Origin of the sequence: Nonomuraea sp. NPDC049504 (assembly GCF_040676845.1) — a bacterium.
Classification (GTDB): Bacteria; Actinomycetota; Actinomycetes; order Streptosporangiales; family Streptosporangiaceae; genus Nonomuraea; species Nonomuraea salmonea.
This window is the reverse complement of the sequence record NZ_JBFAPT010000002.1, coordinates 1-21,192: the sequence shown is the minus strand read 5'-3', so window position 1 is coordinate 21,192 and position 21,192 is coordinate 1. Positions and strand designations below refer to the sequence as shown.

At 66.2% G+C, this 21,192-nt stretch carries 30 protein-coding genes; 1 reads left to right on the top strand and 29 read right to left on the bottom strand.

The genetic code is table 11. The features are described from left to right. Positions 1-18 precede the first annotated feature (18 nt). The 8 genes from AB0K28_RS03430 to rpsH form a co-directional block, all read right to left on the bottom strand. Positions 19-669 carry an adenylate kinase gene (locus tag AB0K28_RS03430; RefSeq protein ID WP_364364559.1) on the bottom strand — a complete coding sequence of 217 codons (651 nt, stop codon included), beginning with the start codon at positions 667-669 and terminating at the stop codon, positions 19-21. Further along, positions 669-1,973, bottom strand: coding sequence for a preprotein translocase subunit SecY (gene secY, locus AB0K28_RS03425; protein WP_364364556.1), 1,305 nt, complete (start codon positions 1,971-1,973; stop codon positions 669-671). The genes AB0K28_RS03430 and secY overlap by 1 nt, the downstream gene beginning before the upstream one ends. A 171-nt stretch (positions 1,974-2,144) precedes the next feature. Beyond that, positions 2,145-2,600, bottom strand: a complete 456-nt coding sequence (gene rplO, locus AB0K28_RS03420; protein ID WP_345395681.1) for a 50S ribosomal protein L15 — start codon at positions 2,598-2,600, stop codon at positions 2,145-2,147. A gap of 2 nt (positions 2,601-2,602) precedes the next feature. Continuing rightward, entirely contained in the window at positions 2,603-2,785 is a 183-nt protein-coding gene (rpmD, locus tag AB0K28_RS03415; RefSeq protein WP_080043226.1) for a 50S ribosomal protein L30, read from the bottom strand. Between the two features lie 2 nt (positions 2,786-2,787). After that, the gene (gene rpsE, locus AB0K28_RS03410) at positions 2,788-3,417 is read right to left on the bottom strand and encodes a 30S ribosomal protein S5 (protein WP_345395678.1); all 630 of its coding nucleotides are present in this window, start codon (positions 3,415-3,417) and stop codon (positions 2,788-2,790) included. A 52-nt stretch (positions 3,418-3,469) separates the two neighbouring features. Next, entirely contained in the window at positions 3,470-3,853 is a 384-nt protein-coding gene (rplR, locus tag AB0K28_RS03405; protein ID WP_345395675.1) for a 50S ribosomal protein L18, read from the bottom strand. A gap of 2 nt (positions 3,854-3,855) precedes the next feature. Then, positions 3,856-4,398, bottom strand: a complete 543-nt coding sequence (gene rplF, locus AB0K28_RS03400; RefSeq protein ID WP_345395672.1) for a 50S ribosomal protein L6 — start codon at positions 4,396-4,398, stop codon at positions 3,856-3,858. A 16-nt stretch (positions 4,399-4,414) separates the two neighbouring features. Beyond that, positions 4,415-4,813 (bottom strand): 30S ribosomal protein S8, encoded by a 399-nt coding sequence (gene rpsH / locus AB0K28_RS03395; RefSeq protein ID WP_020542297.1) that lies wholly within the window; start codon positions 4,811-4,813, stop codon positions 4,415-4,417. On the opposite strand from rpsH, the gene AB0K28_RS03390 reads away from it, so the two are divergent. Continuing rightward, a complete protein-coding gene (locus AB0K28_RS03390; protein ID WP_345395668.1) occupies positions 4,812-4,961 on the top strand; it encodes a hypothetical protein in 150 nt (49 codons plus the stop codon). The two genes, rpsH and AB0K28_RS03390, sit on opposite strands and share 2 nt — an antisense overlap. A gap of 45 nt (positions 4,962-5,006) precedes the next feature. Here the strand turns inward: AB0K28_RS03390 and AB0K28_RS03385 are convergent, their stop codons facing one another. The 21 genes from AB0K28_RS03385 to AB0K28_RS03285 all read right to left on the bottom strand — a co-directional run. Then, on the bottom strand, positions 5,007-5,192 hold the full coding sequence (locus AB0K28_RS03385) for a type Z 30S ribosomal protein S14 (RefSeq protein ID WP_020542298.1): 186 nt from the start codon (positions 5,190-5,192) through the stop codon (positions 5,007-5,009). A gap of 2 nt (positions 5,193-5,194) precedes the next feature. Then, on the bottom strand, positions 5,195-5,770 hold the full coding sequence (gene rplE / locus AB0K28_RS03380) for a 50S ribosomal protein L5 (RefSeq protein WP_345395665.1): 576 nt from the start codon (positions 5,768-5,770) through the stop codon (positions 5,195-5,197). Further along, entirely contained in the window at positions 5,770-6,063 is a 294-nt protein-coding gene (gene rplX / locus AB0K28_RS03375; RefSeq protein WP_345409517.1) for a 50S ribosomal protein L24, read from the bottom strand. Before rplX ends, rplE begins: the two co-directional genes overlap by 1 nt. 8 nt (positions 6,064-6,071) lie before the next feature. Beyond that, positions 6,072-6,443, bottom strand: a complete 372-nt coding sequence (gene rplN, locus AB0K28_RS03370; protein ID WP_026214151.1) for a 50S ribosomal protein L14 — start codon at positions 6,441-6,443, stop codon at positions 6,072-6,074. 191 nt (positions 6,444-6,634) lie between these two features. Next, entirely contained in the window at positions 6,635-6,934 is a 300-nt protein-coding gene (gene rpsQ, locus AB0K28_RS03365) for a 30S ribosomal protein S17 (protein ID WP_345395660.1), read from the bottom strand. After that, on the bottom strand, positions 6,927-7,163 hold the full coding sequence (rpmC, locus tag AB0K28_RS03360; RefSeq protein WP_043623744.1) for a 50S ribosomal protein L29: 237 nt from the start codon (positions 7,161-7,163) through the stop codon (positions 6,927-6,929). Before rpmC ends, rpsQ begins: the two co-directional genes overlap by 8 nt. Continuing rightward, complete coding sequence (gene rplP, locus AB0K28_RS03355; protein WP_111180887.1) at positions 7,163-7,582, bottom strand: 50S ribosomal protein L16; 420 nt, start codon at positions 7,580-7,582, stop codon at positions 7,163-7,165. The genes rpmC and rplP overlap by 1 nt, the downstream gene beginning before the upstream one ends. 2 nt (positions 7,583-7,584) lie before the next feature. Further along, a complete protein-coding gene (gene rpsC / locus AB0K28_RS03350) occupies positions 7,585-8,427 on the bottom strand; it encodes a 30S ribosomal protein S3 (protein ID WP_355425609.1) in 843 nt (280 codons plus the stop codon). Beyond that, positions 8,427-8,780 carry a 50S ribosomal protein L22 gene (gene rplV / locus AB0K28_RS03345; protein WP_103960883.1) on the bottom strand — a complete coding sequence of 118 codons (354 nt, stop codon included), beginning with the start codon at positions 8,778-8,780 and terminating at the stop codon, positions 8,427-8,429. The genes rpsC and rplV overlap by 1 nt, the downstream gene beginning before the upstream one ends. Before the next feature lie 24 nt (positions 8,781-8,804). Then, positions 8,805-9,083, bottom strand: a complete 279-nt coding sequence (rpsS, locus tag AB0K28_RS03340) for a 30S ribosomal protein S19 (RefSeq protein WP_049572698.1) — start codon at positions 9,081-9,083, stop codon at positions 8,805-8,807. Between the two features lie 11 nt (positions 9,084-9,094). After that, complete coding sequence (gene rplB, locus AB0K28_RS03335) at positions 9,095-9,931, bottom strand: 50S ribosomal protein L2 (RefSeq protein WP_111180890.1); 837 nt, start codon at positions 9,929-9,931, stop codon at positions 9,095-9,097. A gap of 106 nt (positions 9,932-10,037) precedes the next feature. Next, the gene (gene rplW, locus AB0K28_RS03330; RefSeq protein WP_345395641.1) at positions 10,038-10,340 is read right to left on the bottom strand and encodes a 50S ribosomal protein L23; all 303 of its coding nucleotides are present in this window, start codon (positions 10,338-10,340) and stop codon (positions 10,038-10,040) included. Then, the gene (gene rplD, locus AB0K28_RS03325) at positions 10,340-10,987 is read right to left on the bottom strand and encodes a 50S ribosomal protein L4 (RefSeq protein ID WP_345395638.1); all 648 of its coding nucleotides are present in this window, start codon (positions 10,985-10,987) and stop codon (positions 10,340-10,342) included. The genes rplW and rplD overlap by 1 nt, the downstream gene beginning before the upstream one ends. Further along, a complete protein-coding gene (rplC, locus tag AB0K28_RS03320; protein WP_345395635.1) occupies positions 10,984-11,637 on the bottom strand; it encodes a 50S ribosomal protein L3 in 654 nt (217 codons plus the stop codon). Before rplC ends, rplD begins: the two co-directional genes overlap by 4 nt. 14 nt (positions 11,638-11,651) lie before the next feature. After that, positions 11,652-11,960: a 30S ribosomal protein S10 gene (gene rpsJ / locus AB0K28_RS03315; RefSeq protein WP_012887830.1), complete on the bottom strand. Its 309-nt coding sequence runs from the start codon at positions 11,958-11,960 to the stop codon at positions 11,652-11,654. 304 nt (positions 11,961-12,264) lie between these two features. Next, a complete protein-coding gene (gene tuf, locus AB0K28_RS03310) occupies positions 12,265-13,458 on the bottom strand; it encodes an elongation factor Tu (RefSeq protein ID WP_345395632.1) in 1,194 nt (397 codons plus the stop codon). 153 nt (positions 13,459-13,611) lie between these two features. After that, positions 13,612-15,711, bottom strand: a complete 2,100-nt coding sequence (fusA, locus tag AB0K28_RS03305; protein WP_345395629.1) for an elongation factor G — start codon at positions 15,709-15,711, stop codon at positions 13,612-13,614. A 33-nt stretch (positions 15,712-15,744) separates the two neighbouring features. Continuing rightward, positions 15,745-16,215, bottom strand: a complete 471-nt coding sequence (gene rpsG, locus AB0K28_RS03300) for a 30S ribosomal protein S7 (RefSeq protein WP_020542314.1) — start codon at positions 16,213-16,215, stop codon at positions 15,745-15,747. Continuing rightward, a complete protein-coding gene (gene rpsL / locus AB0K28_RS03295; RefSeq protein WP_020542315.1) occupies positions 16,215-16,589 on the bottom strand; it encodes a 30S ribosomal protein S12 in 375 nt (124 codons plus the stop codon). The genes rpsG and rpsL overlap by 1 nt, the downstream gene beginning before the upstream one ends. Before the next feature lie 510 nt (positions 16,590-17,099). Then, complete coding sequence (locus AB0K28_RS03290; protein WP_364364544.1) at positions 17,100-20,975, bottom strand: DNA-directed RNA polymerase subunit beta'; 3,876 nt, start codon at positions 20,973-20,975, stop codon at positions 17,100-17,102. A gap of 16 nt (positions 20,976-20,991) precedes the next feature. Next, on the bottom strand, positions 20,992-21,192 hold a 201-nt coding region (locus tag AB0K28_RS03285), incomplete at its 5' end, for a hypothetical protein (RefSeq protein ID WP_364364541.1).

Genomic DNA, 21,192 nt, shown 5'->3' with positions numbered 1-21,192 from the left:
ATCAGTCGTACTCGGCGCTCAGCCCATGAAAGGCCGGATCGCGTCCATGGCCCGCTGAGTGACCTCTTCGACCGGCCCTGTGGCGTCCACGCCCACCAGGATGTCCTCATCGGCGTAGTAGGAGACCAGCGGCGCCGTCTGCTCCTGGTAGACCTCCAGGCGGTGCCTGACGGTCTCCTCCTTGTCGTCGTCACGCTGGAAGAGCGCGCCCCCGCACGCGTCACACTTGTCGTCTTTCTTGTCATCGAACTCGACGTGCCAGATGCGGCCGCACTGGCTGCAGGTGCGCCGGCCGGCGAGCCGCCGCACCACTTCGTCGTCGTCGACGACGAGCTCCAGCACGAGATCGAGCTCCTGGCCCCAGTCCTTGAGCATGTCGCGCAGGATCTCCGCCTGCGCGACGTTCCTCGGGAAGCCGTCGAGCAGGAACCCGTCCTGCGCGTCGTCTTCGGACAGACGGTCACGGACCATGGCGATGGTGACCTCGTCGGGCACCAGGTCGCCGCGGTCCATGTACGTCTTGGCCAGCTTGCCAAGGTCCGTGCCGCCCGAGACGTTGGCACGGAAGATGTCACCTGTCGAGATCTTCGGGATGGACAGGTTCGATGCGATGTACTGGGCCTGCGTCCCCTTACCCGCTCCGGGGGGCCCGACCAGAACGAGACGCACTACCGCAGGAAACCTTCGTAGTTACGCTGCTGCAGCTGGCTCTCGATCTGCTTGACCGTGTCCAGGCCGACACCAACCATGATCAGAATGCTCGTCCCTCCGAACGGGAAGTTCTGGCTCGCACCGGCCACGGCCAGCGCGACGATCGGGACCATGGAGATCAGACCCAGATAGAGCGCGCCTGGCGCGGTCAGACGGGTGAGCACGAAGTTCAGGTATTCAGCCGTCGGACGGCCGGGGCGGATGCCCGGAATGAACCCACCGTACTTCTTCATGTTGTCGGCGACTTCAGGGGGGTTGAAGGTAATCGACACGTAGAAGTAGGTGAAGAAGATGATCAGCAGGAAGAAGGTCGCCATGTAGATCGGCGTGTCGCCGGTGGCGAGGTTCTGCGAGATCCAGGTGATCACCGCGTTCTCGCTGGTGGAGAAGAGCGAGGTGAGCAGCTGCGGAAGGTAGAGCAGCGAGGAGGCGAAGATGACCGGGATGATGCCGGCCTGGTTGACCTTCAGCGGGATGTAGGTCGAGGTGCCGCCGTACATCCTGCGGCCGACCATGCGCTTGGCGTACTGGACCGGGATGCGGCGCTGCGCCTGCTCGACGAAGACCACCGCGGCGATCATGAAGATACCCACGATCATGACGACCGCGAAGGTGAACTTGTTCGCCTGGAAGATGTTGGCCAGCTCGGACGGGAAGACCGCGACGACCTGGGTGAAGATCAGGATGGACATGCCGTTGCCGACGCCCCGGTCGGTGATGAGCTCACCGAGCCACATGATGACCGACGTACCGGCGGTCATGATGATCACCATCGTCACGATGCCGAAGATGTTGTCGGGGTCGAGCAGCACGTCCTGCTGGCAGTTCGGGAAGAGCTGGCCGGTACGCGCGAGCGCGATGAAGGCCGTCGACTGAAGGACCGCGAGGCCGATCGTCAGATAACGCGTATACTGCGTGATCTTGGTCTGGCCGGCCTGGCCTTCCTTCTTCAGCGCCTCGAGGCGCGGGATCACGACGACGAGCAACTGCAGGATGATGCTCGCGGTGATGTACGGCATGATGCCCAGTGCGAACACCGACAGCTTCAGCAGCGCACCGCCGCTGAACAGCTGCACCATCCCGTAAATATTGCCGGTTTCGCCACTACGAGCCTGATCGAAACAGGCGGCGAGGTTCTGGACGTGGACTCCCGGAGTCGGAAGAACCGAGCCGAGACGGAAAAGCGCGATGATGCCCAGCGTGAAGAGCAACTTCTTGCGCAGGTCCGGTGTCCGGAACGCCCGGGTAAACGCGGTCAGCACGGTCCCTCCTGCGCGCCTTTACGGCGGTGTGAGTAAGCGATGGTGCGGGGATCTGCCATCTGAAGTCTCATTGTCAAACGAGCCGGACAGAAGCCTGCCGTCTCGCGAACTCTAACGCACTACGGGCGTGGGAGCCCATTGTCAAAGCCCCCACGCCTCGTCATAGCGTCTTTACAGCTCGGTAACGGAACCACCGGCAGCGGTGATCTTCTCCTTGGCTGCGGACGAGAAGGCGTGTGCCTGCACGTTCACCGCGACGGAGATCTCGCCGGTGCCGAGCACCTTCACGAGCTGGTTCTTGCGGACAGCACCCTTGGCGACCAGCGCCTCGACGGTGACCTCGCCACCCTCGGGGAACAGCTCACCCAGCCTGTCGAGGTTGACGACCTGGTACGTCGTCTTGAACAGGGCGTTGGAGAAGCCCTTGAGCTTCGGCAGACGCCTCTGCAGCGGCACCTGGCCACCCTCGAAGCCGAGGGGCACCGTGGTGCGGGCGTGGCTGCCCTTGGTGCCGCGACCGGCCGTCTTGCCCTTCGACGCCTCGCCGCGACCCTTGCGGATCTTGGCCTTGTTGGCGCCGGGGGCGGGACGCAGGTCGTGAATCTTCAGCGGAGCCTTGTCAGTCATGACTAGTCGACCTCTTCCACCTCGACGAGGTGCGTCACCACGGAGACCATGCCGCGAATCTCGGGCCGGTCCTCCTTGACGACGACGTCGCCGATTCGCTTCAGGCCAAGCGAACGCAGCGAGTCGCGCTGGTTCTGCTTGCCACCGATCTTCGAGCGAACCTGAGTGATCTTCAGGCGTGCCATGACTAGCTCACCGCCTTCGCCGCCGCCGCCTCGGCCAGGCCCTCGGCGCGAGCCTTGAGCATGGAGGCAGGAGCGACGTCCTCGATCGGCAGGCCACGGCGGGCGGCGATCTCCTCGGGGCGCGAGAGGCCCTTCAGAGCCGCCACGGTGGCGTGCACGATGTTGATCGGGTTGTCCGAGCCGAGCGACTTGGACAGCACGTCGTGGATGCCGGCGCACTCCAGCACCGCGCGCACCGGGCCGCCGGCGATGACGCCGGTACCGGCCGAGGCCGGACGCAGGAAGACGACACCGGCCGCCTCCTCGCCCTGCACGGTGTGCGGGATGGTGCCCTGGATGCGGGGCACCTTGAAGAAGTGCTTCTTGGCCTCTTCGACGCCCTTGGCGATGGCCGCGGGCACTTCCTTGGCCTTGCCGTAGCCGACGCCGACCAGGCCGTTGCCGTCGCCGACGACGACGAGGGCGGTGAAGCTGAAGCGACGACCACCCTTCACGACCTTGGCCACTCGGTTGATCTTCACTACGCGCTCGATGTACGAGACGCCCTTGTCGGCGGCGCCACCGCGGCGATCGTCACGACGGTCCCGCCGCTCGCCACCGGTGCCGCCACCGCGACGCGGAGCTGCAGCCATCAGTGGTTCCTCATCTCAATTGCGGTCATCATTTGCGTTCCTCGGGCCCTCATCAGAATTCGAGCCCGCCCTCGCGCGCGCTGTCCGCCAGCGCGGCGATCCGGCCCGCATACCGGTTGCCACCGCGGTCGAAGACGACCTGGGTGATCCCGGCTTCCTTGGCCCGCTGAGCGAGGAGCTCGCCGACCTTCTTGGCCTTCTCGGTCTTGTCGGCCTCGAGCGAGCGCAGCGAGGCGTCCATGGTGGAGGCGCTCACCAGCGTGTGACCGACGGAGTCGTCCACGATCTGGACGAACATGTGACGGGTCGAGCGGTTGACGACCAGGCGCGGACGCTCGGCCGTACCGACGACGTTCTTGCGGACGCGGCGGTGACGGCGGGCCCGCGAGACGGTGCGGGCAGCCGTGTGCTTGCTGAACGCAGTCTTCGGAGCCATGCCTACTTACCAGCCTTTCCGACCTTGCGGCGGATCTGTTCGCCCTGGTAACGCACGCCCTTGCCCTTGTACGGGTCAGGCTTGCGCAACTTGCGGATGTTGGCCGCGACCTCGCCGACCTTCTGCTTGTCGATGCCGTCCACGTGGAACAGGGTCGGCTTCTCGACGCGGAAGGTGACGCCCTCGGGGGCGTCCACGATGACCGGGTGACTGAAGCCCAGAGAGAACTCCAGCTGCGTCGGGCCCTTGGCCTGGACGCGGTAACCGACGCCGACGATCTCAAGGCTCTTGGAGTAGCCCTGGGTGACGCCCTGCACCATGTTGGCGATCAGCGTCCTGGACAGGCCGTGCAGCGCACGGACCTTGTTCTCGTCGTTGGGCCGGGAGACGGCGATGGCGCCGTCGTCGTCGCGGACCACCTTGATGGGCTCCGCGACCTTGTGAGTGAGCGTGCCCTTGGGGCCCTTGACCTGGACGTCCTGGCCGTCGATCGTGATGTCAACGCCATTCGGCACAGGGATGGGCAGCCGTCCGATTCGCGACATGCTGTGTTCCTCCCCTCTACCAGACGTAGGCGAGGACTTCCCCGCCCACACCACGCTTGCCGGCCTGCTTGTCGGTCATGAGGCCGTGGGACGTCGAGATGATCGCGACGCCCAGTCCGCCCAGGACTCGAGGCAGGTTGTCCTTCTTCGCATAAACCCGCAGACCGGGCTTGGAAACCCGGCGCAGGCCCGCGAGCGACCGCTCACGGGTGGGCCCGAACTTGAGCTCCACCACGAGGTTCTTTCCAACCTTGGCGTCCTCGACGGTCCAAGCCTGGATGTAACCCTCCTGCTGGAGGATCTCGGCGATGTGCGCCTTGATCTTCGAGTACGGCATCGACACGCTGTCGTGGTACGCCGAATTCGCGTTGCGCAGACGTGTGAGCATGTCTGCGATCGGGTCGGTCATCGTCATGGCCAGTGGCCTTCCTCGCCGCGGTTTCCAGTCGGCCAAGCAGTTCGACTGGCTGAGTCCGCCTTTCGGCTACCTCACCCTGCTCTGCCGGTGGACCTACGGCGTGGTCACGGACGCCCCTTACGGGACGCCCTGTCTCTTCTACTGAATATGAATGCCTGAACGGGCGGCACGAGGCCGCCCCTCAGGTTACCTACCAGCTCGACTTGGTGATGCCGGGCAGCTCACCACGGTGCGCCATCTCGCGGAAGCACACGCGGCAGAGCCCGAACTTGCGGTAGACGGCGCGCGGCCGGCCGCAGCGCGAGCACCGCGTGTACGCCCGGACCTCGAACTTCTGCTTGCGCCCCGCCTTGGCGATCAGCGACTTCTTCGCCATGATCAGGCCTCCTTGAAGGGGAACCCGAGGAGCTTCAGCAGCGCCCGGCCCTGGTCGTCGTTCTTCGCGGTGGTCACGATCGTGATGTCCATGCCCCGCGGCCGGTCCACCTTGTCCTGGTCGACCTCGTGGAACATGACCTGCTCGGTCAGGCCGAACGTGTAGTTGCCGTTGCCGTCGAACTGCTTCGGCGACAGGCCACGGAAGTCCCTGATGCGGGGCAGGGCCAGCGCCAGCAGGCGGTCGAGGAACTCCCACATGCGGTCGCCGCGCAGCGTGACGTGCGCGCCGATCGGCATGCCCTCACGCAGCTTGAACTGCGCGATGGACTTGCGGGCCCGCACGACCGCCGGCTTCTGGCCGGTGATCGCGGTGAGGTCGCGGACGGCGCCCTCGATCAGCTTGGAGTCGCGAGCTGCCTCGCCGACACCCATGTTGACCTTGATCTTGGTGAGCGCCGGGATCTCCATGACGTTCTCGATGCCGAACTGCTCACGAAGCTGGTTTGCGATCTCCTCGCGGTACTTCGTCTTGAGTCGCGGCGTGGGGCGCTCGGTCTCGGTGGTCGTGGCAGTCATCAGCTGTCCTCACCCGTCTCGTCGGCCTTCTTCTCGTCGGCCTTCTTGTCGGCGGGCTTCTCGTCCTTCAGCTTCTTCACGTTCGACACGTGGATCGGAGCCTCCATGGTCTGCACGCCGCCCTGCTTGGCGCCGCGCGGGCCCTGGTGGGTCTCCTTGGTGTGCTTCTTGATCAGGTTGACGCCCTCGACCACCACGCGGTCCTCGCGCGGAAGAGCGGCGATCACGCGACCCTTGGCACCCTTGTCCTTGCCCGCGATGACCTGGACCAGGTCACCCTTCTTCACCGTCAGCTTCGGCATTACAGCACCTCCGGAGCGAGCGAGATGATGCGCATGAACTTCTTGTCGCGCAGCTCGCGGCCGACCGGGCCGAAGATACGAGTGCCGCGAGGGTCACCGCTGTCCTTGATGATGACGGCGGCGTTCTCGTCGAAGCGGATGTAGGAGCCGTCGGGCCGGCGGCGCTCCTTGACCGTGCGGACGATGACGGCCTTGACCACATCGCCCTTCTTGACGCCCGTGCTGCCGGGCAGCGCGTCCTTGACTGTGGCGACGATGACGTCGCCGATACCGGCGTAGCGTCGGCCCGAGCCACCGAGAACGCGGATGCAGAGAATCTCCTTCGCACCCGTGTTGTCGGCGACCTTGAGCCGCGACTCCTGCTGGATCACGTCTACTCCTGTTAGTCGCGCCGGTTCTCATCGCTGAGCCTGGCGGAACCTGTCATTGTCTTGTTCCCACGGCCACAGCGCCCCTAGGGCGCCGCACCGCAGGCGACGCGAGGCCCGCGGGCCTCGCGTCCTTGGACGCCGTCATGGGGGCTCTGAGAGCCCCCACGAGGCGCGGTATGGCGGAGAAAGCCTTACTTGGCCTTCTCGAGGATCTCCACGACCCTCCACCGCTTGGTGGCGGAGAGGGGGCGGGTCTCCATCAGCAGCACGCGGTCGCCGACGCCACAGGCGTTGGACTCGTCGTGCGCCTTGTACTTGGTCGTCCTGCGGATGACCTTGCCGTAGAGGCGGTGCTTGACGCGGTCCTCGACGGCGACGACGACGGTCTTGTCCATCTTGTCGCTGACGACGAGGCCCTCGCGGACCTTGCGGAAGTGCCGCTGGTCCTTCTCCGCGCTCTCGGTGGTCTCAGTGGTCTCGGTCTCAGCCATCGCTCGTCTCCTTCTCGACCGTGACGATGCCGAGCTCACGCTCGCGCATCACGGTGTAGATACGGGCGATCTCGCGGCGGACGGCCCGCAGCCGCCCGTGGCTCTCCAACTGACCGGTCGCCGCCTGGAAGCGGAGGTTGAACAGCTCCTCCTTCGCCTCCTTCAGCTTCTGGACGAGGGTCTCCTCGTCCTCGAGCCGCAGCTCGCCGGCGGTCAGGCCCTTAGCCATCACGCCTCACCCACTTCACGCTTAACGATCTTGCACTTCATAGGCAGCTTGTGGATCGCACGCTGAAGCGCCTCGCGCGCGACCGGCTCCGCCACGCCGGACAGCTCGAACATCACGCGTCCGGGCTTGACGTTGGCGATCCACCACTCCGGAGAACCCTTACCGGAACCCATGCGGGTCTCGGCCGGCTTCTTCGTCAGGGGACGGTCGGGGTAGATGTTGATCCACACCTTGCCGCCACGGCGGATGTGACGGGTCATGGCGATACGAGCGGACTCGATCTGGCGGTTGGTCACGTAGGAGTGCTCAATCGCCTGGATGCCGAACTCGCCGAACACGACCCTGGTGCCGCCCTTGGCGGCTCCGCTGCGGTCAGGCCGGTGCTGCTTGCGGTGCTTGACCCTGCGCGGGATCAGCATGGTCAGCTCCCTTCAGCACCCGGCTGAGCAGCCGGGCCGGTCTCAGGGGCGGCCTGCGCGGCCGCCTCGTTACGGGGGGCGCGGTCGCCGCGGCCACCACCACGACGGGGGCGGTCACCGCCACCACGACGCGGACGGTCGCCGCCACCACGACGGTCGTCGCGGTCACGACGCTGGCCGGCACGAGCGCCGGCGGCGGCCGCCTCGCGCTCGGCGCGGCTGGTCGGAGCCTCGCCCTTGTAGATCCAGACCTTCACGCCGATCCGGCCGAAGGTCGTACGGGCCTCGTAGAAGCCGTAGTCGATGTCCGCGCGGAGCGTGTGCAGCGGCACGCGGCCCTCGCGGTAGAACTCCGACCTCGACATCTCGGCGCCGCCCAGACGACCGGAGCACTGGACACGGATGCCCTTGGCGCCGGACTTCATGGCCGACTGCATCGCCTTGCGCATGGCGCGGCGGAACGAGACACGGCTGGACAGCTGCTCGGCGACGCCCTGCGCGACGAGCTGCGCGTCGATCTCCGGGTTCTTGACCTCGAGGATGTTGAGCTGGACCTGCTTCTTGGTCAGCTTCTCCAGGTCGCCGCGGATGCGGTCGGCCTCGGCGCCACGGCGGCCGATCACGATGCCCGGACGCGCGGTGTGGATGTCCACCTGCACGCGGTCCGTGGTGCGCTCGATCTCGACCTTGGAGATGCCGGCCCGCTCCATGCCCTTCTGCAGCATGCGGCGGATCGCGACGTCCTCGGCGACGTACGACTTGTACAGCTTGTCGGCGTACCACCGGCTCTTGAAGTCGGTCGTGATGCCGAGGCGGAACCCGTGCGGGTTAACCTTCTGGCCCACTATCGGGTCCTTCCCTTCGGCTCGCGGGACTCCACGATCACAGTGATGTGGCTCGTCCGCTTGTTGATCCGATAGGCACGACCCTGGGCACGCGGACGGAACCGCTTCAGCGTCGGGCCCTCGTCGACCCACGCGCGGCTCACGACGAGCGTGCTGGGGTCGAGATCGAAGTTGTGCTCAGCGTTCGCCATGGCGCTGCTGAGCACCTTGTAGATCGGCTCGCTCGCCGACTGGGGAGCGAACTGCAGCACGGCCTGCGCCTCCGAAGCGGGCAGCCCGCGAATAAGGTCCACCACGCGGCGGGCCTTGAGGGGCGTGACACGGACGAACCGCGCCTGAGCCCTGGCTTCCATCGCTTTCTCCTACTTCCGGGACGCTTACCGCCGGCTGCGGCGGTCTTCCTTGACGTGGCTGCGGAACGTCCGCGTCGGGGCGAACTCTCCGAGCTTGTGGCCGATCATGGACTCGGTGACGAACACCGGGACGTGCTTGCGGCCGTCGTGCACGGCGATCGTGTGCCCGAGCATGTCGGGAACGATCATGGAGCGCCGCGACCACGTCTTGATGACGTTCTTGGTGCCCTTCTCGTTCTGGACGTCCACCTTCTTCTGAAGGTGCTCGTCCACGAAGGGACCCTTCTTAAGGCTACGTGGCATCTCGGCTGCTCCTACCGCTTCTTCCTCTTGCTCCGACGACGGATGATCAGCCGGTCGCTGGACTTGTTGGCCTGGCGGGTGCGGCCCTCGGGCTTGCCCTTCGGGTTCACCGGGTGGCGACCACCGGAGGTCTTGCCCTCACCACCACCGTGCGGGTGGTCGACGGGGTTCATCGCGACACCGCGAACGGTCGGGCGCTTGCCCTTCCACCGCATACGGCCGGCCTTGCCCCAGTTGATGTTGGCCTGCTCGGCGTTGCCGACCTGGCCGACGGTCGCCCGGCAGCGCACGTCGACCATGCGCATTTCACCGGACGGCATACGCAGGGTGGCGTACTGGCCTTCCTTGGCGAGCAGCTGGATCTGAGCGCCCGCGGAGCGGCCGAGCTTGGCGCCGCCGCCCGGACGGAGCTCCACCGCGTGGATGAAGGTACCCGTCGGGATGTTGCGCAGCGGCAGGCAGTTGCCCGGCTTGATGTCGGCAGCGGGGCCGTTCTCGATTCGGTCGCCCTGCTTCAGGCCGGTCGGCGCGATGATGTAGCGCTTCTCGCCGTCGGCGTAGTGCAGCAGAGCGATGTTGGCGGTGCGGTTGGGGTCGTACTCGATGTGAGCGACCTTGGCCGGGATGCCGTCCTTGTCATGCCTACGGAAGTCGATGATCCGGTAGGCGCGCTTGTGACCGCCGCCCTGGTGGCGAGCGGTGACTCGGCCGTGTACGTTGCGGCCGCCCTTGCTGTGAAGGGGCGCAAGCAGCGACTTCTCAGGCGTGCTGCGGGTGATCTCGGAGAAGTCCGAGACACTCGACCCGCGGCGACCTGGAGTCGTCGGCTTGTACTTACGGATGCCCATCTTTTTCGTTCATCCTTCGTCGGTTACATGGGTGAGCCCGCCGCACCGGAGTGCGACGGTCTCACCCCGCGCGTGACCCTGCGGCCCGCGCTCATTCCTATGGCTGCTAGCCGATCTGACCGAAGATGTCGATCCGATCGCCCTCTACCAGGCTCACGATCGCGCGCTTGGTGTCGGGACGCTTGCCGTAGCCGGTACGGGTCCGCTTGCGCTTGCCCTGCCGGTTGATGGTGTTCACGCTGGTGACCTTGACCCCGAAGATCTGCTCAACGGCGATCTTGACCTGGGTCTTGTTCGCGGTCTTCTTCACCAGGAACGTGTACTTGTTGTTCTCATCGATCAGGCCGTAGCTCTTCTCAGAGACGATCGGCTTGATGATGATGTCGCGCGGGTCGGCGATCTTCTCCATCAGGCGTCTTCCTTCCCGCCACTCAGCCGCGCCACGACCTGGTCGTACGCCTCCTGGGTGAAGACCACGTCGTCGGCCACGAGCACGTCGTAGGTGTTGAGCTGCCCGGCGTCCAGCAGGTGGACCTCCGGAGCGTTGCGCAGGCTCAGCCAGCTCAGCTCGTCGTCCGCGTCGACCACGACGAGGACGCGCGGAGCCTGGGTGATCTTGCGCAGAGCCTCCAGGGCGGCCTTGGTCTTGGGCGTCTCGCCCGAGACCAGCGAGCTCACCACGTGGACGCGACCGCCGCCGGCCCGGTCGGACAGGGCGCCGCGCAGGGCGGCGGCCTTCATCTTCTTGGGCGTGCGCTGCGAGTAGTCGCGCGGCACGGGGCCGTGGACGGTGCCACCGCCGGCGAACTGCGGCGCGCGGGTCGAGCCCTGACGGGCGCGGCCGGTGCCCTTCTGGCGGTACGGCTTCTTGCCGCCGCCGGAGACCTCACCACGGGTCTTGGCCTTGTGGGTGCCCTGCCGGCGAGCGGCGAGCTGGGCCACGACCACCTGGTGGATCAGAGGAACGTTGACCTTCGCGCCGAAGATGTCTTCGGGCAGGTCGACGGTGCCGGTCTTCGCGCCGCTGGCGTCGAGGACGTCGATAGTGGTGCTCACTTGGATGCCCCCTTCTTGGCAGCGGTGCGGACGAGGACCAGGCTGCCGTTGGCGCCGGGGATCGCACCCTTGATCAGGATGAGACCGTTCTCGGCGTCGACGGAGTGAACCTTCAGGCTCTGCACGGTGGTGCGGACGTTACCCATCCGACCGGCCATGCGCAGACCCTTGAAAACGCGGCCCGGGGTGGCGCAGCCACCGATGGAACCCGGCGAGCGGTGCTTGCGCTGCGTACCGTGCGACGCGCCCAGACCACCGAAGCCGTGCCGCTTCATGACACCGGCGAAGCCCTTGCCCTTGCTCTTGCCCGTCACGTCGACGAACTGGCCGGCCTCGAAAGTGTCGGCCAGCAGCTCCTGGCCCAGGGTGTAGTCGCTCGCGTCGTCGGTGCGGATCTCCGCGAAGTAACGGCGCGGGGTGATGTCGTGCTTACGCAGGTAGTCGCCGAGCGGCTTGTTGACCTTCCGGGGGTCGACCTGCCCGAAGCCGAGCTGTACGGCGGAGTAGCCGTCCTTCTCAGGAGTGCGGACGCGGGTCACCACGCACGGACCGGCCTCGACCACGGTCACCGGCACCATCCGGTTGTCCGCGTCGAAGACCTGGGTCATGCCGAGCTTCTTGCCCAGGACGCCCTTGATCGTCTTAGCCATGTCAGTGCGTTCCCTCAGAGCTTGATCGAAATGTCGACACCCGCGGGGAGGTCGAGCCGCATGAGCGAGTCGACCGTCTTGGGGGTCGGGTCGATGATGTCAATCAGCCGCTTGTGCGTGCGCATCTCGAAGTGCTCGCGGCTGTCCTTGTACTTGTGCGGCGAGCGGATGACGCAGTACACGTTCTTCTCGGTCGGCAGCGGCACCGGGCCCGCGACCTTCGCGCCAGTCCGCGTCACCGTCTCGACGATCTTCTTGGCCGAGCTGTCGATGACCTCGTGGTCATAGGCCTTAAGCCGGATGCGGATCTTCTGTCCCGCCATAGTGGCCTCGGTGTCCTTCGCTGTCGTCTGAAAAAGTATCGTGCGGCCTGTTGCCGCTGTTCGTGCAGGTCGAAGCCTGCGTAACCCCACGAGGCAGACGTAGTCGATCTGCCTTTTCTTCCGTGATCCGGCAGTGACTTCGGTCACGTGATGCTTGCCGGCCGAAGCCACTGCTGGATCACGGCGCCTTGCATGGGGCCTTTCGCCGCCGGCCCCCGCCCGCTTTCGCGGGCGGGTTCCGGCTGTGACGTGGTACGGCGGTCGGTCCCGGAGCCCGGGGCCGACCGCCGCCCCAACGGTCTGGCTACTTGATGATCTTCGTGACCCGACCGGCGCCGACGGTGCGGCCACCCTCACGGATCGCGAACTTGAGGCCTTCCTCCATGGCGATGGGCTGGATCAGCTCAACGCGCATCTCGGTGTTGTCGCCCGGCATGACCATCTCGGTGCCCTCGGGGAGGTTCACCACGCCGGTCACGTCCGTCGTACGGAAGTAGAACTGCGGGCGGTAGTTGTTGAAGAACGGCGTGTGGCGGCCGCCCTCGTCCTTGGACAGGATGTAGACCTGGCCGGTGAACTCGGTGTGCGGAGTGGTCGTGCCCGGCTTGATGATGCACTGGCCGCGCTCGACGTCGTCGCGCTTGATGCCACGGAGCAGCAGGGCGGCGTTGTCACCGGCGTGACCCTCGTCGAGCATCTTGTTGAACATCTCGATGCTGGTGACGGTGGTCGTGGTCTTCTCCGGCTTGATGCCGATGATGTCGACCTGCTCGTTGACCTTGACGATGCCGCGCTCGATACGACCGGTGACGACGGTGCCGCGACCGGTGATCGAGAAGACGTCCTCGACCGGCATGAGGAACGGCTTCTCCGTGTCACGCGGCGGCTCGGGGACGTTCTCGTCCACGGCGTTCATGAGCTCGATGATGCTGTCGGCCCACTTCTCGTCACCCTCGAGAGCCTTGAGGGCGGAGACGCGGACGACGGGCAGGTCGTCGCCGGGGAACTCCTGAGCGGAAAGGAGCTCACGGACCTCGAGCTCGACGAGCTCCAGGATCTCCTCGTCGTCGACCATGTCGGCCTTGTTGAGGGCCACGACGATGTAGGGGACGCCGACCTGGCGGGCCAGGAGGACGTGCTCCTTCGTCTGCGGCATCGGGCCGTCGGTGGCGGCGACCACGAGGATGGCGCCGTCCATCTGAGCGGCACCGGTGATCATGTTCTTCACGTAGTCGGCGTGACCAGGGCAGTCGACGTGCGCGTAGTGGCGCTTCTCGGTCTGGTACTCGACGTGCGCGATGGAGATCGTAATGCCGCGAGCCTTCTCCTCCGGCGCCTTGTCGATCTTGTCGAACGGCGTGGCGGCGTTGAGCTCAGGGTAACGGTCGTGGAGCACCTTGGTGATCGCCGCGGTCAGCGTGGTCTTGCCGTGGTCGATGTGCCCAATGGTGCCGATGTTCATGTGCGGCTTGTTCCGCTCGAACTTGGCCTTGCCCACTGGTTCTCTCCTTAGAGAATCTGACTGACTTTCGTCTACACACTCGGGCCCGGGAGATTCCGAACCCCTTGGCGGTGCGGCGGCCGCTGTGACCACCGCACCAGGGACCAGGACGTGAGCCCGGTCCGTCCGCTCGCGCGGCCGGACCGGAAACTACTCGCCCCGGGCCTTCGCGACGATCTCCTTGGCGATGCCCGGAGGCACCTCCGCGTAGGAGTCGAACAGCATGCTGTAGCTCGCGCGCCCCTGCGTCTTGCTACGCAGGTCACCCACGTAGCCGAACATCTCAGACAGCGGCACGAGCGCCTGGACGACACGGGCGCCGGCCCGCTCGTCCATCGACTGGATCTGCCCGCGGCGACCGTTGAGGTCACCGATGACATCACCCATGTAGTCCTCGGGCGTGGTCACCTCGACGGCCATCATCGGCTCGAGGAGCACGGCGTCCGCCTTGCGCGCGGCCTCCTTGAAGGCCATCGAGCCAGCGATCTTGAACGCCATTTCCGAGGAGTCAACGTCGTGGGCCGCACCGTCGGTCAGCGTCACCTTCACGCCGACCATCGGGTAACCGGCCAGCACGCCGAACTCGGCGGCCTCCTGGGCGCCGGCGTCGACCGACGGGATGTACTCCCTCGGGACGCGGCCACCGGTGACCTTGTTCTCGAACTCGTAGCCGTCGTTGCCTTCGCCCAGCGGCTCGAGGTCGATGATCACCCGCGCGAACTGACCGGAACCACCGGTCTGCTTCTTGTGGGTGTAGTCGATCTTCTCCACCTTGCGGCGGATGGTCTCGCGGTAAGCCACCTGCGGGCGGCCCACGTTGGCCTCGACCTTGAACTCGCGACGCATGCGGTCGACGAGGATCTCCAGGTGAAGCTCGCCCATGCCCCAGATGACCGTCTGACCGGTCTCCTCGTCACGGCGGACCTGGAAGGACGGGTCCTCCTCGGCCAGCCGCTGGATGGCGGTGGACAGCTTCTCCTGGTCGCCCTTGGTCTTGGGCTCGATGGCGACGTTGATGACCGGAGCCGGGAACGTCATCGACTCGAGCACGACCTGGTTCGACGGGTCGGACAGGGTGTCGCCGGTCGTGGTGTCCTTGAGACCCATGACCGCGACGATCTGGCCGGCGATCGCCGACGGGCGCTCCTCACGCTTGTTCGCGTGCATCTGGTAGATCTTGCCGATCCGCTCCTTCTTGCCCTTCACAGAGTTGACGACCTGAGAACCGGCCTCGAGCGTGCCCGAGTAGATGCGGATGTAGGTGATCTTGCCCAGGTGCGGGTCACTCGCGATCTTGAACGCCAGCGCCGAGAAGGGCTCGGCCGGGTCGGCGTGCCGCTCGATGACCTTCTCCTCGTTGCCGACCGCGTGACCCTTGAAGGACGGGATGTCGGTCGGGGCGGGGAGGTAGGCGACGATCGCGTCGAGCAGGGGCTGCACGCCCTTGTTCTTGAACGCGGTGCCGCACAGGACCGGGTTGATGGCGCTGGACAGGGTCGCCCGGCGGATCGCCGCGACCAGCTGCTCCTCGGTGGGCTCGGTGCCCTCGAGGTAGAGCTCCATCAGCTCGTCGTCGTTCTCGGCGACGGTCTCGATGAGCCGGTCACGCCACTCGCGGGCGGCGTCGGCGTGGTCGGCCGGGATGTCGACGGTGTCGTACATCTCGCCCTTGGCCGCCTCGGCGCTCCAGACGAGGCCCTTCATCGTGATCAGGTCGATGACGCCCTTGAAGTCGGCCTCGACACCCAGCGGAAGCTGGATGACGGCCGGCGTGGCGCCCAGACGGCTGATCATCATGTCGACGCAGCGGTGGAACTCCGCGCCGACCCGGTCCATCTTGTTCACGAAGCAGATGCGCGGGACGTTGTAGCGGTCAGCCTGCCGCCACACCGTCTCCGACTGGGGCTCGACACCCGCGACACCGTCGAAGACGGCGACGGCCCCGTCGAGGACGCGGAGCGAACGCTCCACCTCGATGGTGAAGTCGACGTGGCCGGGAGTGTCGATGATGTTGATGGTGTGACCGAGCCACTCGCACGTCGTCGCGGCAGACGTGATGGTGATGCCGCGCTCCTGCTCCTGCTCCATCCAGTCCATCGTGGCAGCGCCCTCGTGGACCTCACCGATCTTGTAGTTGATACCGGTGTAGAACAGGATGCGCTCGGTCGTGGTGGTCTTGCCCGCGTCGATATGGGCCATGATCCCGATGTTGCGGACCTTGGCCAGGTCAAGAGCGGTCGTGGTGGCCACTTCTCTCGCGTCCTCGTCGTCTCGTCGGATCCACTACCAGCGGTAGTGGGCGAAGGCCTTGTTGGACTCGGCCATCTTGTGGGTGTCCTCGCGCTTCTTCACGCTCGCCCCGAGGCCGTTGCTGGCGTCGAGGAGCTCGTTCATGAGGCGCTCGGTCATGGTCTTCTCGCGGCGGGCGCGGGAGTACTGCACCAGCCAGCGCAGGGCCAGGGTGGTGCTGCGCGCGGCGCGCACCTCGACCGGCACCTGGTAGGTCGCGCCACCGACGCGACGGCTGCGGACCTCGAGGGTCGGCTTGACGTTGTCAAGCGCACGCTTCAGGGTGACGACCGGGTCGTTGCCCGTCTTCTCCCTGCAGCCCTCAAGGGCGCCGTAGACGATCGACTGCGCGATGGAGCGCTTGCCGTCCAGAAGCACCTTGTTGATCAGGGCGGTCACCAGCGGCGAGCTGTAAACCGGGTCAGCCATCAGCTGACGGCGGCCAGGAGAACCCTTACGCGGCATTAGCTCTTCTCCTTCTTCGCGCCGTAGCGGCTACGGGCCTGCTTGCGGTTGCGGACACCCTGGGTGTCGAGCGAACCGCGGATGATCTTGTAGCGAACACCAGGCAGGTCCTTCACACGACCGCCACGCACGAGCACGATGGAGTGCTCCTGCAGGTTGTGGCCCACACCGGGGATGTAAGCCGTGACCTCGATGCCGTTCGTGAGCCGAACGCGGGCCACCTTGCGCAGTGCCGAGTTGGGCTTCTTCGGGGTGGTGGTGTAAACGCGCTGGCACACGCCGCGCCGCTGCGGACTCCCCTTGAGGGCAGGAGTCTTGGTCTTGGAGACCTTGTCCTGCCGGCCCTTGCGGACCAACTGCTGAATAGTGGGCACTGCCACTCCGTTTCGTGCCTTGGCCGGTGTTACGTCATGGGTCTTGCATCGCAGGTACTGCCGGTGTCATGACCTGCTGGTTTTTCTTGTCTCGGTGCCCCCGCGCTCGGGCGTGTCGCGCTATTCGCACAGACACGTCCGCGAGGATTACGAGCCAGGAAGCCGTCCCGCGCCCGCAATTGAGCGCACGGTCGAGAGCCCGTTAGAAGACGGGCACGATGCTCAAGACTACCCAGGCCCTGGCGACACGTCAAAACGGCGCGGCAATGCGGGCAAGCCTTGCCACTCCGGGTCGCCTGGGCCTATCTCATCCAGCCCATCCACAGCTCCGGACCAATGATATAGGCCCTCAGGGTGTCCCGTCCCCAAGTCAGCGAACCGCCACCTGACCGTAACCGTGTTTTGTCCCACTCCACGCCGGATGACTACGTACGCGCCTGTGAGCGGCCCGGAAAAGGGACGCGCCCGGGCCCCTCACCGAGGGACCCGGGCGCGCCGCCCTGAGCCGTCTTACCGGTTGTACTGGCCGAAGTCGTACTCCTCCAGCGGCACGGCCTCGCCGCTGCCGGTGCCGAAGGTGTAGTCGGCCGCGGAGCCGTCGTAGCCACCGACGGTGTACATCGCCGCCTTGGCCTCCTCGGTCGGCTCGACCCGGATGTTGCGGTATTGGGGCATGCCCGTACCGGCCGGGATGAGCTTACCGATGATGACGTTCTCCTTCAGGCCCAGCAGTGAGTCGGACTTGGCGTGGATCGCCGCGTCCGTCAGCACCCTGGTCGTCTCCTGGAAGGAGGCCGCCGACAGCCACGACTCGGTGGCCAGCGACGCCTTCGTGATGCCCATGAGGACCGGACGGCCGGCGGCCGGCGAGCCGCCCTCCGCCACCGTCTCGCGGTTCATCTGCTCGAAGCGCGGACGCTCCACGAGCTCGCCGGGCAGCAGGTCGGTGTCACCGGACTCCAGCACGTTCACGCGCTTGAGCATCTGCCGCACGATGATCTCGATGTGCTTGTCGTGGATCGACACACCCTGCGAGCGGTAGACCTGCTGGACCTCCGCCACCAGGTGCAGCTGCACGGCCCGCGGGCCGAGGATGCGCAGCACCTCGTTGGGGTTGACCGCACCGGCCACCAGCTGCTGGCCGACCGTGACGCGCTGGCCCTCCTGCACGAGCAGGCGCGAACGCATCGAGACCGGGTAGGCGATCTCCTCCGACCCGTCGTCGGGGGTGATCACGATCTTCCTGGTCTTGTCGGTCTCGTCGATCCTGACCCGGCCCTCGGCCTCGGAGATCGGGGCGACACCCTTGGGGATGCGCGCCTCGAACAGCTCCGTGACACGCGGCAGACCGTGGGTGATGTCGGCGCCCGCCACACCACCGGTGTGGAAGGTCCGCATCGTCAGCTGCGTGCCGGGCTCACCGATCGACTGGGCGGCGATGATGCCGACCGCCTCGCCGACGTCCACGAGCTTGCCGGTGGCCAGCGAGCGGCCGTAGCAGGTCGCGCAGACACCGATCTTGGCCTCGCAGACGAGCGCGCTGCGGGTGCGGACGGTCTCGACGCCCGCCTCCACCAGCTTCGTCACGTGGATGTCGTTGATGTCGACGCCCGCCGGGACGATGACCTTGCCGTCGACCTCGACGTCCTCGGCCAGGATGCGGCCGTGCACGTTGGACTCGGCGTTCTCCGCCTTGACCAGGTTGCCCGAGGCGTCGCGGTCGGCCACGTGGAGCGGGACCGCGCGGTCGGTGCCGCAGTCGATCTCGCGCACGATGACGTCCTGGGCGACGTCGACCAGACGACGGGTCAGGTAACCCGAGTCGGCGGTACGCAGGGCGGTGTCAGCCAGACCCTTCCGCTGACCGTGGGTGGAGATGAAGTACTCCAGCACCGACAGGCCCTCGCGGAACGAGGCCTTGATCGGCCGCGGGATCGTCTCACCCTTGGTGTTGGACACCAGACCACGGATGCCGGCGATCTGCCGGACCTGCATCTTGTTACCACGGGCGCCGGAGTTGACCATCATCCAGACCGGGTTGGTCGCCGGGAAGGCGTTGACCATGTCGGTCTCGACGTCGGCCGTGGCGTGGGTCCAGATCTCGATGAGCTCCTGACGGCGCTCCTCGTCGGTGATCAGACCACGCTCGTACTCGCGCTGGACCTTGTCGGCCCGGCGCTCGTAGTTCTCCATGATGTCGGTCTTGTTCGGGGGCGCGACGACGTCCTCGATCGAGATCGTGACACCGGAGCGGGTCGCCCAGCGGAAGCCGGCGTCCTTGAGCGCGTCGAGCGAGTTGGCGACCTCGATCTTCGGGTAGGTCTCCGCCAGCTCGTTCACGATCGTCGACAGCTGCTTCTTGCCGACCTGGAAGTCGACGAAGGGGTAGCTGTCCGGCAGCGTCTGGTTGAACAGGCACCGCCCGAACGTGGTCTCGAGCCGGATCGGGTCACCCTGCTCCCAGCCCTCGGGAGCCACCCAGTCACGCGGCGGCAGGACGTCCTTGAGCCGGATCTGGATCTTCGCCTGGATCTCCAGCTCGCGGCGGTCGAAGGCCATCTGCGCCTCGGCGATCGAGCCGAACACGCGGCCCTCACCCTTGGCGCCCTCCTTCATGGTGGTCAGCCAGTAGAGGCCGATCACCATGTCCTGGGTCGGCATGGTGACGGGCTTGCCGTCGGCCGGCTTGAGGATGTTGTTGGTCGAGAGCATCAGGATGCGTGCCTCGGCCTGGGCCTCAGCCGACAGCGGCAGGTGCACCGCCATCTGGTCGCCGTCGAAGTCCGCGTTGAACGCGGTGCAGACGAGCGGGTGGATCTGGATGGCCTTGCCCTCCACGAGCTGCGGCTCGAACGCCTGGATGCCCAGGCGGTGGAGCGTCGGCGCGCGGTTGAGCAGGACCGGGTGCTCGGTGATGACCTCTTCGAGCACGTCCCACACCACGGGGCGGGCGCGCTCGACCATCCGCTTGGCCGACTTGATGTTCTGGGCGTGGTTGAGATCGACCAGCCTCTTCATCACGAACGGCTTGAACAGCTCCAGCGCCATCTGCTTGGGCAGACCGCACTGGTGCAGCTTGAGCTGCGGGCCGACGACGATGACCGAACGGCCGGAGTAGTCGACGCGCTTGCCCAGAAGGTTCTGGCGGAAGCGACCCTGCTTACCCTTCAGCATGTCGCTGAGGGACTTCAGCGGCCTGTTGCCGGGACCGGTGACCGGGCGACCGCGACGGCCGTTGTCGAACAGCGCGTCGACGGCCTCCTGCAGCATCCGCTTCTCGTTGTTCACGATGATCTCGGGCGCACCGAGGTCGAGCAGACGCTTGAGGCGGTTGTTCCGGTTGATGACCCGGCGGTAGAGGTCGTTGAGGTCGGAGGTCGCGAACCGGCCACCGTCGAGCTGCACCATCGGGCGCAGGTCCGGCGGGATGACCGGGATGCAGTCGAGCACCATGCCGCGCGGCGAGTTGGTCGTGTTGAGGAACGCCGACACGACCTTGAGCCGCTTGAGCGCGCGGGCCTTCTTCTGGCCCTTGCCGCTGCGGATGGTCTCGCGCAGGTTCTCGGCCTCGGCGTCGAGGTCGAAGCTGATCAGGCGGTCCTGGATCGCCTGCGCGCCCATGCCGCCCTTGAAGTAGCGGCCGAAGCGGTCACGCATCTCGCGGTAGAGCAGCTCGTCGCCCTCGAGGTCCTGGACCTTGAGGTTCTTGAAGCGGCTCCAGACCTCGTCGAGGCGGTCGAGCTCGCGCTGCGCGCGGTCGCGCAGCTGACGCATCTCGCGCTCGGCGCCCTCACGCACCTTGCGGCGCTGGTCGCCCTTGGCGCCGGCGGCCTCAAGCTCGGCCAGGTCGGACTCGAGCTTCTTCTGCCTGGTCTCGATGTCGGCGTCACGGCGCTGCTCGATGTGCTGCCGCTCGACGGAGATCTTCGCCTCCAGCGAGGGCAGGTCACGCTCACGCAGCTCGGTGTCGACATGCGTGATCATGTACGCCGCGAAGTAGATGACCTTCTCCAGGTCCTTCGGGGCGAGGTCGAGCAGGTAGCCGAGGCGCGACGGGACGCCCTTGAAGTACCAGATGTGCGTGACCGGCGCGGCCAGCTCGATGTGGCCCATCCGCTCACGACGCACCTTGGCGCGCGTCACCTCGACGCCACAGCGCTCACAGATGATGCCCTTGAACCGGACTCGCTTGTACTTACCGCAGTAGCACTCCCAGTCGCGGGTCGGACCGAAGATCTTCTCGCAGAAGAGCCCGTCCTTCTCCGGCTTGAGGGTGCGGTAGTTGATCGTCTCCGGCTTCTTGACCTCGCCGTGCGACCACTGACGGATGTCGTCGGCCGTCGCCAGCCCGATCCGAAGCTCGTCGAAGAAGTTGACGTCCAGCATTTGTGCGATCTCCCCCTCAGACTTCTTCCACGCTGCTCGGCTCACGCCGGGACAGATCGATACCGAGCTCCTCCGCCGCGCGGAAGACGTCCTCGTCGGTGTCGCGCATCTCGATGGACATACCGTCGCTGGAGAGCACCTCGACGTTGAGGCACAGCGACTGCATCTCCTTGATCAGCACCTTGAACGACTCGGGAATGCCCGGCTCGGGGATGTT

Excerpts from the sequence above, each read along its gene's own strand:
- rplO (WP_345395681.1), bottom strand. The coding sequence starts at position 2,600 with ATGACTGACAAGGCTCCGCTGAAGATTCACGACCTGCGTCCCGCCCCC.
- rpmD (WP_080043226.1), bottom strand. The coding sequence starts at position 2,785 with ATGGCACGCCTGAAGATCACTCAGGTTCGCTCGAAGATCGGTGGCAAG.
- rpsE (WP_345395678.1), bottom strand. The coding sequence starts at position 3,417 with ATGGCTGCAGCTCCGCGTCGCGGTGGCGGCACCGGTGGCGAGCGGCGG.
- rplR (WP_345395675.1), bottom strand. The coding sequence starts at position 3,853 with ATGGCTCCGAAGACTGCGTTCAGCAAGCACACGGCTGCCCGCACCGTC.
- rplF (WP_345395672.1), bottom strand. The coding sequence starts at position 4,398 with ATGTCGCGAATCGGACGGCTGCCCATCCCTGTGCCGAATGGCGTTGAC.
- AB0K28_RS03390 (WP_345395668.1), top strand. The coding sequence starts at position 4,812 with ATGGCCAGTGGCCTTCCTCGCCGCGGTTTCCAGTCGGCCAAGCAGTTC.
- rpsH (WP_020542297.1), bottom strand. The coding sequence starts at position 4,813 with ATGACGATGACCGACCCGATCGCAGACATGCTCACACGTCTGCGCAAC.
- AB0K28_RS03385 (WP_020542298.1), bottom strand. The coding sequence starts at position 5,192 with ATGGCGAAGAAGTCGCTGATCGCCAAGGCGGGGCGCAAGCAGAAGTTC.
- rplE (WP_345395665.1), bottom strand. The coding sequence starts at position 5,770 with ATGACTGCCACGACCACCGAGACCGAGCGCCCCACGCCGCGACTCAAG.
- rpsQ (WP_345395660.1), bottom strand. The coding sequence starts at position 6,934 with ATGGCTGAGACCGAGACCACTGAGACCACCGAGAGCGCGGAGAAGGAC.
- rpmC (WP_043623744.1), bottom strand. The coding sequence starts at position 7,163 with ATGGCTAAGGGCCTGACCGCCGGCGAGCTGCGGCTCGAGGACGAGGAG.
- rplP (WP_111180887.1), bottom strand. The coding sequence starts at position 7,582 with ATGCTGATCCCGCGCAGGGTCAAGCACCGCAAGCAGCACCGGCCTGAC.
- rplV (WP_103960883.1), bottom strand. The coding sequence starts at position 8,780 with ATGGAAGCCAGGGCTCAGGCGCGGTTCGTCCGTGTCACGCCCCTCAAG.
- rpsS (WP_049572698.1), bottom strand. The coding sequence starts at position 9,083 with ATGCCACGTAGCCTTAAGAAGGGTCCCTTCGTGGACGAGCACCTTCAG.
- rplB (WP_111180890.1), bottom strand. The coding sequence starts at position 9,931 with ATGGGCATCCGTAAGTACAAGCCGACGACTCCAGGTCGCCGCGGGTCG.
- rplW (WP_345395641.1), bottom strand. The coding sequence starts at position 10,340 with ATGGAGAAGATCGCCGACCCGCGCGACATCATCATCAAGCCGATCGTC.
- rplC (WP_345395635.1), bottom strand. The coding sequence starts at position 11,637 with ATGGCTAAGACGATCAAGGGCGTCCTGGGCAAGAAGCTCGGCATGACC.
- rpsJ (WP_012887830.1), bottom strand. The coding sequence starts at position 11,960 with ATGGCGGGACAGAAGATCCGCATCCGGCTTAAGGCCTATGACCACGAG.
- rpsG (WP_020542314.1), bottom strand. The coding sequence starts at position 16,215 with ATGCCGCGTAAGGGTTCTCCTGGCCGCCGTCAGCTGATGGCTGACCCG.
- AB0K28_RS03290 (WP_364364544.1), bottom strand. The coding sequence starts at position 20,975 with ATGCTGGACGTCAACTTCTTCGACGAGCTTCGGATCGGGCTGGCGACG.